The sequence below is a fragment of the Streptomyces sp. WM6386 genome (assembly GCF_000972385.1).
In the GTDB taxonomy this organism is placed as follows: Bacteria; Actinomycetota; Actinomycetes; order Streptomycetales; family Streptomycetaceae; genus Streptomyces.
This window is the reverse complement of sequence record NZ_JXTE01000721.1, coordinates 1-333: the sequence shown is the minus strand read 5'-3', so window position 1 is coordinate 333 and position 333 is coordinate 1. Positions and strand designations below refer to the sequence as shown.

General features: G+C 70.9%; 1 pseudogene. It reads right to left on the bottom strand.

Annotation, left to right across the window (positions count from 1 at the left end):
* Positions 1 to 283 (bottom strand): annotated as a pseudogene (locus TN53_RS43390) (hypothetical protein); the annotation flags it as partial.
* Between the last annotated feature and the right edge of the window lie 50 nt (positions 284 to 333).

Here is a 333-nt window from a genome sequence, read left to right as displayed (position 1 = left end):
GGATGCCCGAGCCGATCCAGCGGCCCTCCGGATCCGGCGGCAGGAAGAAGGCCACCCGGCGGGCGGCGGTGTCGACCAGCGCCGGCCCGGGCGGCTGCGGGATGCCCAGCAGAGCCTCCAGAGCCGGCACCGCCAACTCCTCCGGCACGCTCAGCACATCCCAGAACCGGCCACAGCCCAACACCGCGGTCCCGCCTTCACTGTGCCACTGTCTTTTGCACTCCCGCGGGTCGGTCGCTGCTGCCGACAGCCATTCAACGGCCTGCCGAGAGACGGTTCGCATGCTGCCCTCCGGGATCCATTTTCCCGCGCAAGCGGGACGTACTCCCCCAC